Here is a 13,046-nt window from a genome sequence, read left to right on the forward strand (position 1 = left end):
CGGGCGCGTCTGGCCACGGCACCGCAGTCGGTAACCAAGTTCATCTCGAACAAAGCGAGGACCATCATGGGACGCGTCGACGGAAAAGTCGCATTCATCACCGGCGCAGGCCGCGGCCAGGGCCGCAGCCATGCGATCGCACTGGCGCGCGAGGGCGCCGACATCATCGCAGTCGACATCTGCGCACCCGTCGGGAGCGCGCCCTACGAGATGGCCACCCGCGCGGACCTGGACGAGACCGTCCGGCTGGTCGAGGAGGCCGGCGGCAGGATCGTTGCCCGGGTCGCCGACGTGCGAGATCTGGAGGCTCTGACCGCCGTGGTCGACGAGGGCGTGAAGACCTTCGGCAGGCTCGACATCATCCTGGCCAACGCGGGCATCACCGCCTACGGCGCGCTCTCGGAGATGACCCGGGAGCACTGGCAGGAGATGATCGACATCAACCTGACCGGCGTATGGCAGACCGTGCGCGCGGGTGCGCAGCACATCATCAAGGGCGGCAACGGTGGGTCGATCGTGCTGACCAGCTCGACGGCCGGCATGTTCGCCTATGACAACCTCGGGCATTACGTGGTCGCCAAGCACGGCATCGTCGGTCTGGCCAAGACCCTCGCCAAGGAACTCGGGCCGCACAACATCCGCGTCAACTCGCTGCATCCGAGCAACGTGAACACCCCCATGCTCGACAACCCGGGCACCCGCAAGATCTTTCGGCCTGACCTCGAGGATCCGCAGCTGCCCGACGTGCTCGAGAGCTTCGCCAGCGTGCACACGCTCAATACCCCGTGGCTGGAGCCCGAGGACATCAGCAACGCGGTGCTGTACCTTGTCTCCGACGACGGCCGGTTCGTAACGGGATCGCAGTTCGTCGTCAACGCCGGCATGCTCATCAAATAGCCTCCCGCGCAACCCAGAAGGCCCGGACTCTGCTGAGTCCGGGCCTTCTCGGTCCTCGTGTCAGACTCCCATCGGGCGAGTCTGACTGAGCGCGAACTCCCGGTTCTTGTGGCGTTCCGACAACGTCAGCTCACCGGACGCCGCGGCGATGACGGCATCGAGGATGCGCGACCCGACGGTCTCGATGGTGTCGGAGCCCTCGATGATCTGGCCGGCATCGATGTCGATGTGATCCGGAAGGCGCCGTGCCACATCGGAGTTCGACGAGATCTTCAGGCACGGGGTGATCGGCGATCCGGTGGGCGTGCCCTTGCCTGTGGTGAACGCGACGATCTGTGCGCCCGCGGCGACCATGCCCACCATCTGTTCGATGTCCTGGCCGGGGGTGTCCATGATGAAAAGCCCGGTGGACGTGAGGGGTTCGGCGTATCCGACGACTCCGCTGATCGGACCGGTGCCGCCTTTACGCGCGGCGCCGAGTGACTTCTCCTCGATGGTGGTCAGGCCCCCGGCGATGTTTCCCGGCGCGGGCTGACTGCCCAGCAGGTCCACCCCGTGCCGTGCCACGTCGCGTTCGAACCCGTGCACCATCGCGATGATGCTCCGGCCCACCTCTTCGTTGATCGCGCGTCGAGCCAGAAGGTGTTCGGCTCCCAGGAGTTCGGTGGTCTCGGCCAGGATCGACGAACCTCCGCCCTCGACCAGCAGGTCACTGGCGACACCGAGCGCCGGGTTGGCGGTGATTCCCGAGAACGCGTCGGAACTACCGCATTCCAGGCCCAGGCACAGCGCCGACAGGGGTGCGGGCCGCCGCTGCGGTTTCGACATGTTCGGCATGCAGTCGGCGGAGCGCGGATTCGGCCTGCCCGGTGGCCGCACCGAATCCGCCTGCCCGGTCCAGCCGGATCACCGCATGGGGTTTGCCGCTGCGCTGCAATGCCTCCGCGAACGGTTCGGTGTCGGGACCGAGACCCAGGATCAGCGTGGCCCCGACGTTCGGGTGCGTCGCGAAACCCAGGAACGCAGACCGCACGCGATCGGTGTCGAGGTGACCGGCGGGAGCGTCCCAGTCGTGGCGGATGGTGACGGTGTCGGTCCCGGTGCCGGCATCCACCGCCGCGGCGATCGCCGCGGCGACGTCGCACAGCGCGGAATGCAGCGGGATGACCAGGACATGGTCCCGGAAGCCCCACCGTCCGTCCGGCCGCAGATATCCCAGCAGTGGTGTCTGGCTCACATCGTCCTCAGCAATCGTGGAATGGCGAAGGTGCTCGCTCCGCGTTGTTCAGCTCGGACGGTCCTGCCGCTGAACACTTCTGCGACCTGCGCAAGAATCACGACCGCGTCCACGTCGGCGCCGGCGTCGAAGTCACCGGCGATCATGGCGTGGAAGTCGTCGTCGCCGGCGACACTTAGCACCGGGGCGAGGGCCAGGCCCTGCGGCGGCTGTCCGGCTGCGGGGAAGTCCACGATCACCGCGGCGCCACAGGAGCCGAGGGCAGCGAGCAGTTGGGCACCCGAGCCGGCCTTGGTGACGTGATTGACCTTGCTGGTCGCCGGTTCACCGACGGCGATGGTATCGGCATCTACCGGAACCATCTCGGCCACAGCAGAATCCGCCGCGACGACGACACGTGCCCCCGCCCGCACCGCGGCGTCGACGAGCCGCTGGATCCGGGCGTCGGCCCGTGACGCGGCGATGCCCAGCGTGACCGCTTCGAAGCCGACCGCGCTGCGGACGAGCCGGTTCACCTCGTCGACCAGCGGCCGGGCGATCTCGACTCCGGCCGCCAGCGCGGGGTCGTGGCCGCCGCTGTCCTGGATGCCGACGAGATGCGCCGGATGGCCGCGGCGTTTCAGGGCGGCGGCGATGTGCTTGCCCTGCACCGTCTCACGCCCAGGCTGGCGATCACCGACCGCCCGACGTTCGGGTTCACGGCCAGCCCGACAAACAGTTCCCTGGCCTGGACGATGTCCGGCCCGATGTGTCCACAGCCGTGCTGATGCGACACCGTCACCGCGCCCACGGCATCGGCGATCTGGCGGGAGAGCACCGTGGAACACACCACCGACGGCACGATGAACACGTGGTTACGCGCCCCAGCCTGCCCGGACGGGCGGACGAAACCTTCGAGCACGGTCATCGACCATCTCCCGGGATCCGCTTGCTGATCAGGTTGTGCACGTGGACATGCCGGCCGGCGACGATGTCCGCCGTTGCGGCGCCGATGATCTCGCCGTACCGGATGACGTCGGCACCGTTCGCGATGTCGGCCAGCGCGACCTTGTGCCCGTGGGGGACGTCGTCGAGGAGGACCACCGAATCGGTCCCCGTCGCTCCGGTCGCCCCGGCCTGCATGTCCTCGGCCGCCGTCGCGACGTTGTCGCGCGCGTCCAGGATGATCAATCTCATGATGCCGACGCTATCGGCGTCGCGCCGCCGACGAAACGACGAACTGCTAATGGGGTGATCACCGTGCTCACGGATAGAGTCCCCGAAGCCGGTGCGCCTGGGCGACGGTCTCCACAGCCAGGACGGTCGCCGCTTTGCGCAATGAGATCTGCCTCTTCTCAGCGCATTCGGTGACCGTCTGCCATGCCCGCAGCATCCTGGTCTTGAGCCGCGCCTCGACCTCGGTCGCGCTCCACCAGTACGCCTGGTTGGCCTGCACCCACTCGAAATAGGACACGACCACACCGCCGGCATTGGCCAGGATGTCGGGCACCACCAGGACGTCGCGCTCGGCGAGGATCCGGTCGGCCTCTGCGGTGGTCGGGCCGTTGGCGCCCTCGACCACCACCGTCGCCTGGACGCGCTGCGCGTTCTCGGCGTGCAGGACGCCTTCCACCGCCGCGGGCACCAACAGATCGACGTCGAGTTCGAGGACCCGGTCGCCGTCGATGACGTCGGCGCCGGCGAAGCCGGTGACCGTACCGCAGGCGGCGGCGTGCCGGTCCAGAGCGGCGAGGTCCAGGCCGCGGTCGTCGTACAGTGCGCCGTACTCGTCGCTCACCGCGACCACCCGCACGCCGAGGTCCTGCAGCAGCAGGGCCGCTCCCCTGCCGACCTTGCCGAACCCCTGCACGGCCGCCGTGGCGGCCTCCGGTTTGATACCCCGGCTGCGCAGCGCCTCCAACGCGACGTCCACGATGCCCTGCGACGTGGCATTGGCGCGACCGAGAGAACCGCCGAGCGACAACGGCTTACCGGTCACGACGCCGAGAGTGGTGTGGCCACGGTTGACCGAGACGGTGTCCATGATCCAGGCCATGGTCTGCTCATCGGTGCCGATGTCCGGGGCCGGGATGTCCCGTTCCGGTCCGATGACGGGCAGGATCTCGCTGGTGTACCGCCGGGTCACCCGCTCCAGTTCGGCGACGGAGTACATCCTCGGGTCGATGCGCACGCCGCCCTTCGCGCCGCCGTAGGGCACGTCGATCAGCGCGCATTTCCAGGTCATCCACATCGCCAGCGCCCGCACCTCGTCCAGGTCGACGTTCGGGCTGTACCGAAGTCCACCCTTGGCCGGCCCCCGGGACAGATTGTGCTGGACCCGGTGCCCTTCCAGCACCTCGATGTCACCGCTGTCGCGCCGTAGTGGGATGCTGACGGTGACCTCGCGCCGGGGGCGGCCGAGGATCGCCACCATGCCGTCGTCGAAGCCGAGAATGTCTGCGGCATCGCGTAATTGCTGCTGTGCGTCGCCGAGCGGGTCGGCTCGAACTGCGGTGAGGATGCTGCTGGAGGGCATTGTCGTCTCTCGGTCGGTTCGGATTTCGCCCAAGTGTGTTCCCGGGGCGACGACGAGGACCGTGTCACTTTGGCACAGAGGTCGCCGCGGGGCAGTGCCCCAAGGTGGGACAGTTCGGCCGCCCCGAGCACGCCGAGACTTTGACACGCATCCAAAGGTGTAACGAATCTCGTTTAGGAGGACACATGGATATCGGCTTGTTCGTGGTGCCGTTCCGGGCTCCTCAGACCGACCTGTATCAGGGGTTTGAGTGGGACATGCAGTGTATTCGATGGGCGGAGGAATTCGGCCTGTCCGAGGTGTGGGTGGCTGAGCACTCCACGATGCGCTGGGAACCGGTCTGCAGCCCGGAAATGTACCTCGCCGCGGCCGCGGTGCAGACCAAGCGGATCAAGCTGGCGACCGGTGCCAACGTCCCCGCTCACCACAACCCGATGGCGCTGGCCTACCGGTTGATGCAGCTGGACATGATGTCGGGAGGCCGTCTGATCGTCGGACTCGGCGCCGGCGCCTACGCCACCGACCAGCTCCTGCACGGCAACGACAATCCTCCGGCGAAGATGCGTGAGGCCGTCGAGATCATGCAGCTGGTGTGGACGAAGAAGGGCCCCTTCAAGTACGAAGGCGAGTACTGGTCCTTCGAGATCCCCGGTTACGACGAGGTCCAGCAGGGCCCCTTCATGGAGCCCGTGCAGAAGCCGCACCCGCCCCTGGCGATGGCCGGTCTGTCCGAGCTGTCCGGCACTCTGAAGCAGGCCGGAAAGCTGGGACACATCCCGATGAGCTTCAATGTCGGCCGCGAATACCTGGCCGGACACTGGTACCGCTACATGGAGGGCGCCGAGGCTGCCGGCAATGTCGCCGACCGCAATCAGTGGCGCGTCGCGCACAATATCCTGGTCGCCGACACCGACGAAGAAGCCATGGACCTGTGCGTCAACGGCGCCATGGGCCAGACCTACCGGGAGTGGATGCTGCCCGGTTACGCCCGCGGCGGCATGCTCAAGAACATGGTGCCCGAACTCGGTGTCGACAAGGCCGAGGATGTGCCGATCGACTACCTGGCCCGGGAGAAGTGGCTGGTCGGTTCTCCCGACACCGTGGTGGAGAAGCTGAAGAAGGATCTTGAGGCGTCCGGCGGTTTCGGGACGATCATCACGTTCACCTTCGACTACCTCGATCAGCCCGAACGGTACAAGCGTCACTTCGAACTGCTCGGCACCGAGGTGATCCCGCGGATCAAGGACATCACTTTCCGGACTGAGACCCTCGCTGAACTGCCGGTCCCCGAGGGCCTGCAGCCGGCCAACGCCTAACCGGCGCCCCGCATCGGCAGGCAATCGCAGAACACCCGTCTCCGCGATTGCCTGCCGCTTGCGTATCCGGCCGGGACGCCTCGGTCACAACACGATTCACGAGAAGGACACATGAGCGTCACCACCACCCAGCAGACATACGCCGCCGCCCTCACCGAGCTCCGTAATGCCGATCCGACGATCGTGCCGCACGTGATCGGCGGCAAGGAGTACTTCGACGGAGCGCTGATCGAGCGCGAGGATCCGTGCGATCCGCGCCGCATCGTGAGCGGCTGCCATGAGGCCCCGGCCGAACTGGTGCAACTCGCCGTCGACACCAGCCGCGCCGCGCAGCGCGAATGGGCCAGAGTGCCCGTCGCCGAGCGTGCGGCCCGGGTGCGCCGGGCCATCGATCACGCCATCGAGCACCGCGATGAATTTGCACTGCGGCTTTCGCTGGAGCTCGGAAAGTCCTACGCCGCGGCCGTCGGCGAGGTGGAGGAGACCCTGCAGTTCCTCCGCATCTACCCCGACATGGTGGAACAGCCCCACGCTTTCGAAGACGAGGTTCTGCAGCCGGCCGCGCTGCCCGCGCAGTCGCTGCTGCGGCCCTATGGCGTCTTCGCCATCATCACACCGTTCAACTACCCGATCCCGCTGGCGGCGGGCCCGGCCATCGCGGCCGTGCTGGCGGGCAACGGTGCGGTGATCAAGAGCGACCAGCATGCGCCATGGGCCGTACAGGCGGCCTACGAACTTTTCGCGGCGATGGATCTGCCGACGGGCCTGGTGAACATCGTCCATGGCGGTGACGCCGCGGGTAAGGCCCTGGTCGCCGCCGACGTCGACGGCATCTCGTTCGTCGGCTCAGCGGAAGCCGGCGCCTCGATCATGCGACAGGTCGCCGCCGGACCTTACATGCGCCCGGTGATCGCCGAGATGGGCGGCAAGAACCCCGTCATCGTCACCGACACCGCCGACCTCGAGCTGGCCGCGGACGGAATCATCTTCTCCTCCTTCGATGTCGCGGGCCAGAAGTGCTCCGGTCTGTCGCGCGTTCTGGTGACGCCCGGCGTCCGCGCGCGGCTGACCGAACTGGTCGTCGAGCGTGCCGCTGCGGTGAAGTACGCCGACCCCACCCATCCCGACGCGTACGCGGGTCCGCTGGTCAACAAGGAAGCCGTGGACCGTTACGTAAAGGTGGTCGCCGACGCGCGCGCGGCCGGTTTCACCGTGGCTGGCGGTGAGCGGCTGGATGATCACGGCTACTTCGTGCAGCCGACCGTCGTCCGCGACGTTCCCGAGGATCACTGGCTGGCACGCACCGAGCACTTCGTGCCGCTGGTGACGATCAGCGAGGTGGCCTCGTTCGAGGAAGCGCTCGCTGCGGCCAACGACAGTGACCTCGGTCTGTCGGCCGGCATCTACACCGGGAGCCGTGAGGAGGCCCGGAGGTTCCTCGACGAGATGGAAGCCGGCTGCATCAACGTCAACGCCAAGGGCCATGCCGTCACCGGCTGGTGGCCGGGCGATCAGACGTTCGGCGGCTGGAAGGGCAGTGGGTCCACCGGCAAGCAGGCCTACGGCAAGTGGTACGTGCAGCAGTTCGCCCGGGAGCAGGCCCGCAAGATCTCCGTCGAGTTCAAGGACCTCCTCGACTGACCGTCGCACCAACGCGAGGACACTGAGCCGAAAGGAAAACTGATGGGCCGATTGGACGGCAAAGTCGCCATCGTCACCGGTGGGGCCCGCGGTATGGGCGCCTCGCACGCCCGCACCTTCGTCCGCGAGGGCGCCTCGGTGGTGATCACCGACCGCCTGGCGGACGAAGGTCGCGCCCTTGCCACCGAATTGGGCGAGCGCGCCCTGTTCATCGAGGCCGATGTCACGAGCGCGGACTCGTGGGCGCAGATCGTCGCCGCCGCGGAGCAGAAGTTCGGCACCCCCACGGTGCTGGTGAACAACGCCGGGATCTTGCAGATCCATCGCGTCGACGATTGCACCGAAGCCGACTTCCGGCGCATCCTGGAAGTCAACGTGATGGGCGTGTTCCACGGCATGCAGGCCGTGATCCCGGGCATGAAAAAGGCTGGGGGCGGCTCGATCGTGAACATCGCATCGATCAACAGCGTGGTCGGTGCGCAGGGCATCTTCGGTTACGGCGCTTCGAAATTCGCCGTGCGCGGGATGACGAAGTGCGCGGCGTTGGAGCTGGCGGAGCAGAACATCCGGGTGAACTCGGTGCATCCCGGCGACATCTCCACCCCGATGATCGACGAGATGGCCGAGAACGGCACCGTGCTGACCGCCGACATCGTGCCGATGAAACGCTTCGGGCAGCCGTCCGAGGTCTCAGCGGTGGTGCTCTTCCTGGCCTCCGATGAGTCCAGTTTCGTCACCGGAGGCGATTACGCCGTCGACGGAGGATTCCTGGCGTCCTGATCGAGGCTTTCACGGGCTCGGCCCCGCAGCGGATTCCGCTGCGGGGCTGACTTTTCGGTGCGTCTCAGATCCATCGTCATCACGAGGCTGTGGCAGCTGGCGCACAGACGTCGGAAGGTGGGAGATGACAGAAGAATCCAGCTCGTGGCGTGTCGACGCGCATTGTCTCCGCGAGGACGCGGCGATGTTCTTCCATCCCGACGGGGAGCGCGGCACCGTTCGACATCTGGGGCGGAACGGAAGAGGAGCGCAGCGGACTGCTGCCGGCACGGGTGGTCAATCTGCGTACTCACCGAGCACACGCCCCGAAATGACCGCCGATACAACGCAACAGGCCCGGTGCATGAGCACCGGGCCTGTTGCGTACGGCGGTCGGACCAGGGGGTCCGCAGGGGGGCTAGACCTTGGTCCGCCCGATCCGGTTGTAGATGTCAGGACGCGACTTCTTGAGGTAGAACGCCGTGACCACACCGGCGACGAACACCAGCGCGATCAGGATCAGGAACAGCACCGACAGCGCCGTCGGGGTACCCAGCAACATGTTGAAGTTCGCGATCGACAGCGCGATCACCACGCCGAGGCCCAGGGTCGCCAGGGCAGGGGCGATGAGACCGGACCACGCCGGGGCCGGGTTTCCGGGCCGTCGGAAGTGCACGATCACCGCGACGCTGGTGAACAGCATCAGGATCATCAGGCTCATCGCGCCGATACCGGCGGCCCGGCCGTAGAACATGCCCGGGTCGAAGCCGATGATCGCGGCCAGCAGCAGCACCACTGCGGTGGCCACGCTGGTGGTGACCGACGCCTTGTACGGCGAGTGCTGCTTCGGATGCACAGAGCCCAGGTACGTCGGCGCTGCCTTGTCGACACCCAGGTTGTACAGGTAGCGGGACATGATGTTGTGGGTGGCCAGGGTGGAAGCAAAGATCGAGGTCAGCAGGAATACACCCACGATGTCCTTGAACACCACGCCGAGCAGGGACGCAAAGGCGCCCGGGAACATGTCGGCCGGTGTGTTCTCCGCCTGGTCCATCGCCGAATCTGCGCCGACGGTGTTGATCAGCATCCAGGTGGTCAGGCAGTAGAAGATGCCGATGAATCCGACGGACAGGTAGGTGGCCCGGGGGATCGTCTTGTCGGGGTCCTTGGCTTCCTCACGGAAGATCGCGGTGCCCTCGAAGCCGACGAACATCGAGATACAGAACAGGATGCCCAGGCCCATGCCGCCGTCGACGAACGCGCCGATTGTCAGCGGCTCCAGGCTGCGCCCGTCGGCGCCACCGTTGATGAAGGCCACCACATCGAAGGTCACCACGGCCAGCACCTCGAGGACCAGCAGCACCGCCAGGGTCTTGGCGGAGAACTGGATGCCCACGTAGCCGAAGATGCCGACGATCAGCGTCAGGATCGGTGCCAGCACGTACCACGGGATTGCCGGACCGCCGACCGACTCGATGATGCCGCCGAGGGAGATGCCGAAGAAGCAGTTGATGCCGACGAGGATCGCCAGATAGCCGAAGCTGGCCAGATAGGCCGAACCCAGGCCCCACGTCTTGTTGATGCCGTGGGCGATGAACGCGTAGAACGCGCCGGGGTTGGGGATGCTGCGGCTCATCTTGACGTATCCGACGCTGAACAGCAGCAACAGGATCGTCGTGAACAGGAAGTTGATCGGCGCGCCGATGCCGCCGAACAGGATCACGACCGGCAGATAGCCCCACGCCACCGTGAGCGGTGAGGAGAACGCCATGACCGTGAAGGCGATCTCGAAGACGCCCATCTTGCCGCGCAGGCGGGGCTCCTGCCCGAGCATGTCCGGCAACGCGGTGCGCGTGCCGTCGTCAGTAACCATCGATGACTGATCCTCCTGGTGCAACGGATACGGTCGCCACGCCTGGCGCTCACGGGCCGTCCGGGGAAACCATCCGTCGCATGAGCTCGCGCGTTGCGTTGGGCGAACGTACGTCGACGCATTCACGGCAAACTGTGCCGAAACGAGACACGTGGCGACCACCGGGCCCATGTCACATAGTGAAATCAGCGGTTACCTGGTTGATACACAGGATGCCATCGATGGGCGCTGCGCAGGTAGCCACGACGACGTGATAGTGGCTACAGAGGCGCGTCAGTAGCCTGCGTCGTGGTCATAGACGTTCCGCAGCGGCTCGCCCCGCAGGTATCGGCGCAGGTTGTCGGTGAAGATCTCGACGATCTTGGCGTTCTCGGACGGCACGTTCGCCGCGGTGTGCGGGCTGAGGATCACGTTGTCGAGCGACCACAGTGCGGAGTCCGTGGGTAGCGGTTCGACCGCGGTGACATCAAGCACCGCTCCTCGCAGGCGCCCGGCACGGAGTTCACCGATCATGGCGTGTTCGTCGATCGTCGCGCCGCGGCCGACGTTGACGATGACGGCCCCGTCGGGCAGCGCCGCGATCTCCGGGGCCGCGATCATCGCCTGCGTCTGGTCGGTGATCGGGGCGGCGACGATCAGGATGTCGGCTCTGTGCAGATGTCCGGGCAGCTCCTCAGAGGTGACGGCCTCGACGAACGGTGCGGCGACCGGGCGCCGCCTGCGGGTCACGCCGGTCGAGGTCACGCCGAAGACCTTCAGCATCTCGGCGATTCGGGTGCCGATTCGCCCTGCACCCACGACGACGGCATTCCGCCCCGCCAGCTCGGACGCCGCGCCCTCCCGCCATATGCGTTCGGCACGGTCGGCCTCGAGGTCGGGCAGCCTCCGGGCGAAATAGAGGATGCCCGCCAGGACGAACTCGGCGAGCGGTCCGGCATGTACCCCGGAGGCGGTGGTGATCGTGAGTGGCCCGTGCCGTAAGCCCAGCGCCTCAACTCGGGCGCCCACGCCGGCCGATGTCGCCTGGACCCAGCGCAGTCGGGGCGACTGCGCCAGCGTGTCCTCCGGTCGCCGCCAGTCGAAGTCGAACATCACCTGCGCGCCGGCGAGCAGGGCACTCCATCGCTCGTGCTGCCCGGCATGTAGTGCGGGCGGGATACCTGCGTGGTCCCCGACCCAGCGCGGGGCCGGGAGTAGGTCCGGGTGGTAATGCACGCTGACCCGCGGATCCGTGGCGGCGATCCTGTCGACCAGCGCCTGGTCCAGATAGGAGGCGATCAATACATCGAGTTGGCTCGTCACCGGTCGGTCTGAATTCATCGCCAAACGCGGCCTACGTAGACCGATTCCGCGCGGCCCGAGGTGATTTCATCCACCATCTCCTGCAGTCGGACCGCCTCGGCGCACATGACGGTGATGGTCGCCCGTTCACCGTACGTCACTTCGACGACCTCGATTCCCCGCGCCCGCAACTCCGCCTGCACCCGCCCGGCCTCGCCGTGGTCGGCTGCCAGCCGGAAGACCTGCCATGCGACACGTGGGCACAGTTTCGCCGACGCGACGGCCGCCGCGACCGTCCCCGAGTACGCGCGGGCCAAGCCTCCGGCGCCGAGCTTGATGCCCCCGAAGTGCCGCGACACGACCGCGACGACATCGATCAGGTCATGCGACTTCAGCGTGTTGAGGATCGGTACGCCCGCAGTTCCTGCAGGCTCACCGTCGTCGCTGCTGCGCTCCACCCGGGCATCCCCGTCGGCGCCGACAAGGTAGGCGAAGCAGTGATGGCCGGCACCCCGGTCCTGCTGTCGTATTGCCGCGACGAATTCCACCGCATCGCTCACCCGCTCCACCCGCCGCAACCGCGCAACAAAACGTGACTTCTTGATCAGTGCCTCGGCGACGGGGTGGTCGCCGCCGGCCAACGTGAACGGCATCGGCCCCCGTCCTCACTCCTGCCGCACCGCCATGGATTCGACCCCCGGAAGCCGGGCGACGAGCTCGCTCCATTCCGGAAAGGCGCCAGCCTCCTCGCGTGACGGGCATCCGCCTGCCAGGGCCACGAGCCCCGACGCCACGTCGCCGAGGGTACGGCCGGTGCGTTCCACCGCCTCCACCAGTTCGACGAACGCGGCCTCCGGGCTGCAACGACGCAGGCAGATCAACACCCCGACGGCGTTGTCGATCGTCCTGCGCGACAGCACGTCGACTGTCGATACCCCGTGTCTCATCCGCCAACCTCGATCGAATCCGCCCGTTGTCGGTGGCCAGTAGACACCCGGCGCACACCAGCAGACTGTCTCACTTCGACCCAACCGGGCACAATCCGCTGATGCCCCCGAACCGGGCCGTGACGCCGGAGACGCTCGGCGCGTGGCTGATCAAATGCAACCCGCACACCACCGGTGTCGATCCGATGGTGGCGGCGGGCCGGGCCAAGCCGCACTGGTGCGTCGCCGACAACTACCGGTCACAGCTCATCCGGCCGGGCCACCGGGTGCTGTTCTGGGTCTCGGCCCATCCGCGGCGCGGCATCTGGGGGGCGGGCCGGATCACCGGCCGTCCTGCCGACGACGGCGGCCGGCTGCACGTACCGGTGGACATCCCGCTGTTCGCCGAGCCGGTCACCGCGGCGCAGCTGTCCGCGGTCGCGGGGCTGGGTTCGATGGAGGTGTTTCGCTCGCCGCAGCAGGCCAACCCGTCGTGGGTCAGCAAGGCCGAACTGGCGCTGCTCGACACGCTGTTACCGTCGGCGTGACGCGGTTGCATCTGCGGCCGACGGGTTACCCGGGGAATACCTATTTCGAGCCA

Annotated in this window: 15 protein-coding genes; 5 read left to right on the forward strand and 10 right to left on the reverse strand. The window is 67.1% G+C overall.

Annotated elements, in window-relative coordinates:
* Window positions 1-66: 66 nt before the first annotated feature.
* Window positions 67-897 (forward strand): mycofactocin-coupled SDR family oxidoreductase, encoded by an 831-nt coding sequence (locus tag C6A87_RS28035; RefSeq protein WP_311115217.1) that lies wholly within the window; start codon window positions 67-69, stop codon window positions 895-897.
* Window positions 898-957: 60 nt separating this feature from the next.
* Here C6A87_RS28035 and C6A87_RS28040 read toward each other — a convergent pair whose 3' ends face one another.
* The 6 genes from C6A87_RS28040 to C6A87_RS28065 all read right to left on the reverse strand — a co-directional run bounded on the left by C6A87_RS28040 (window position 958) and on the right by C6A87_RS28065 (window position 4,649).
* A complete protein-coding gene (locus C6A87_RS28040) occupies window positions 958-1,725 on the reverse strand; it encodes a UxaA family hydrolase (protein ID WP_311115218.1) in 768 nt (255 codons plus the stop codon).
* Window positions 1,661-2,134, reverse strand: a complete 474-nt coding sequence (locus C6A87_RS28045) for a UxaA family hydrolase (protein ID WP_311115219.1) — start codon at window positions 2,132-2,134, stop codon at window positions 1,661-1,663. Before C6A87_RS28045 ends, C6A87_RS28040 begins: the two co-directional genes overlap by 65 nt.
* Window positions 2,131-2,784: a hypothetical protein gene (locus C6A87_RS28050; protein WP_311115220.1), complete on the reverse strand. Its 654-nt coding sequence runs from the start codon at window positions 2,782-2,784 to the stop codon at window positions 2,131-2,133. Before C6A87_RS28050 ends, C6A87_RS28045 begins: the two co-directional genes overlap by 4 nt.
* Window positions 2,754-3,041 carry a UxaA family hydrolase gene (locus C6A87_RS28055; RefSeq protein ID WP_311115221.1) on the reverse strand — a complete coding sequence of 96 codons (288 nt, stop codon included), beginning with the start codon at window positions 3,039-3,041 and terminating at the stop codon, window positions 2,754-2,756. Before C6A87_RS28055 ends, C6A87_RS28050 begins: the two co-directional genes overlap by 31 nt.
* Window positions 3,038-3,310, reverse strand: coding sequence for a UxaA family hydrolase (locus tag C6A87_RS28060; RefSeq protein WP_311115222.1), 273 nt, complete (start codon window positions 3,308-3,310; stop codon window positions 3,038-3,040). Before C6A87_RS28060 ends, C6A87_RS28055 begins: the two co-directional genes overlap by 4 nt.
* A gap of 67 nt (window positions 3,311-3,377) precedes the next feature.
* Window positions 3,378-4,649: a Glu/Leu/Phe/Val dehydrogenase gene (locus C6A87_RS28065; protein ID WP_311115223.1), complete on the reverse strand. Its 1,272-nt coding sequence runs from the start codon at window positions 4,647-4,649 to the stop codon at window positions 3,378-3,380.
* A gap of 185 nt (window positions 4,650-4,834) precedes the next feature.
* On the opposite strand from C6A87_RS28065, the gene C6A87_RS28070 reads away from it, so the two are divergent.
* The 3 genes from C6A87_RS28070 (at window position 4,835) to C6A87_RS28080 (ending at window position 8,386) form a co-directional block, all read left to right on the forward strand.
* Window positions 4,835-5,965, forward strand: coding sequence for an LLM class flavin-dependent oxidoreductase (locus C6A87_RS28070; protein WP_311115224.1), 1,131 nt, complete (start codon window positions 4,835-4,837; stop codon window positions 5,963-5,965).
* A 111-nt stretch (window positions 5,966-6,076) separates the two neighbouring features.
* On the forward strand, window positions 6,077-7,606 hold the full coding sequence (locus C6A87_RS28075; RefSeq protein WP_311115225.1) for an aldehyde dehydrogenase family protein: 1,530 nt from the start codon (window positions 6,077-6,079) through the stop codon (window positions 7,604-7,606).
* Between the two features lie 42 nt (window positions 7,607-7,648).
* A complete protein-coding gene (locus C6A87_RS28080; RefSeq protein ID WP_311115226.1) occupies window positions 7,649-8,386 on the forward strand; it encodes a glucose 1-dehydrogenase in 738 nt (245 codons plus the stop codon).
* 397 nt (window positions 8,387-8,783) lie between these two features.
* Here C6A87_RS28080 and C6A87_RS28085 read toward each other — a convergent pair whose 3' ends face one another.
* The 4 genes from C6A87_RS28085 to C6A87_RS28100 form a co-directional block, all read right to left on the reverse strand.
* Window positions 8,784-10,238 carry an APC family permease gene (locus C6A87_RS28085; RefSeq protein ID WP_311115227.1) on the reverse strand — a complete coding sequence of 485 codons (1,455 nt, stop codon included), beginning with the start codon at window positions 10,236-10,238 and terminating at the stop codon, window positions 8,784-8,786.
* A gap of 273 nt (window positions 10,239-10,511) precedes the next feature.
* Window positions 10,512-11,558, reverse strand: a complete 1,047-nt coding sequence (locus C6A87_RS28090; RefSeq protein ID WP_311115228.1) for a D-2-hydroxyacid dehydrogenase — start codon at window positions 11,556-11,558, stop codon at window positions 10,512-10,514.
* Window positions 11,555-12,172, reverse strand: coding sequence for a YigZ family protein (locus C6A87_RS28095; protein WP_311115229.1), 618 nt, complete (start codon window positions 12,170-12,172; stop codon window positions 11,555-11,557). The genes C6A87_RS28090 and C6A87_RS28095 overlap by 4 nt, the downstream gene beginning before the upstream one ends.
* A 12-nt stretch (window positions 12,173-12,184) precedes the next feature.
* Complete coding sequence (locus C6A87_RS28100; RefSeq protein ID WP_311115230.1) at window positions 12,185-12,466, reverse strand: ANTAR domain-containing protein; 282 nt, start codon at window positions 12,464-12,466, stop codon at window positions 12,185-12,187.
* 101 nt (window positions 12,467-12,567) lie between these two features.
* Between C6A87_RS28100 and C6A87_RS28105 the strand changes: the two genes are divergently transcribed.
* The gene (locus tag C6A87_RS28105; RefSeq protein ID WP_311115231.1) at window positions 12,568-12,993 is read left to right on the forward strand and encodes a hypothetical protein; all 426 of its coding nucleotides are present in this window, start codon (window positions 12,568-12,570) and stop codon (window positions 12,991-12,993) included.
* The last annotated feature ends 53 nt before the right edge of the window (window positions 12,994-13,046 follow it).

The organism is Mycobacterium sp. ITM-2016-00317 (genome assembly GCF_002968295.1).
Lineage (GTDB): Bacteria > Actinomycetota > Actinomycetes > Mycobacteriales > Mycobacteriaceae > Mycobacterium.

Coding starts and splice junctions, on each gene's coding strand:
- C6A87_RS28040 (WP_311115218.1), bottom strand. CDS start 1,725: ATGTCGAAACCGCAGCGGCGGCCCGCACCCCTGTCGGCGCTGTGCCTG.
- C6A87_RS28090 (WP_311115228.1), bottom strand. CDS start 11,558: ATGAATTCAGACCGACCGGTGACGAGCCAACTCGATGTATTGATCGCC.
- C6A87_RS28075 (WP_311115225.1), top strand. CDS start 6,077: ATGAGCGTCACCACCACCCAGCAGACATACGCCGCCGCCCTCACCGAG.
- C6A87_RS28035 (WP_311115217.1), top strand. CDS start 67: ATGGGACGCGTCGACGGAAAAGTCGCATTCATCACCGGCGCAGGCCGC.
- C6A87_RS28085 (WP_311115227.1), bottom strand. CDS start 10,238: ATGGTTACTGACGACGGCACGCGCACCGCGTTGCCGGACATGCTCGGG.
- C6A87_RS28065 (WP_311115223.1), bottom strand. CDS start 4,649: ATGCCCTCCAGCAGCATCCTCACCGCAGTTCGAGCCGACCCGCTCGGC.
- C6A87_RS28100 (WP_311115230.1), bottom strand. CDS start 12,466: ATGAGACACGGGGTATCGACAGTCGACGTGCTGTCGCGCAGGACGATC.
- C6A87_RS28070 (WP_311115224.1), top strand. CDS start 4,835: ATGGATATCGGCTTGTTCGTGGTGCCGTTCCGGGCTCCTCAGACCGAC.
- C6A87_RS28080 (WP_311115226.1), top strand. CDS start 7,649: ATGGGCCGATTGGACGGCAAAGTCGCCATCGTCACCGGTGGGGCCCGC.
- C6A87_RS28055 (WP_311115221.1), bottom strand. CDS start 3,041: ATGACCGTGCTCGAAGGTTTCGTCCGCCCGTCCGGGCAGGCTGGGGCG.
- C6A87_RS28060 (WP_311115222.1), bottom strand. CDS start 3,310: ATGAGATTGATCATCCTGGACGCGCGCGACAACGTCGCGACGGCGGCC.
- C6A87_RS28095 (WP_311115229.1), bottom strand. CDS start 12,172: ATGCCGTTCACGTTGGCCGGCGGCGACCACCCCGTCGCCGAGGCACTG.
- C6A87_RS28105 (WP_311115231.1), top strand. CDS start 12,568: ATGCCCCCGAACCGGGCCGTGACGCCGGAGACGCTCGGCGCGTGGCTG.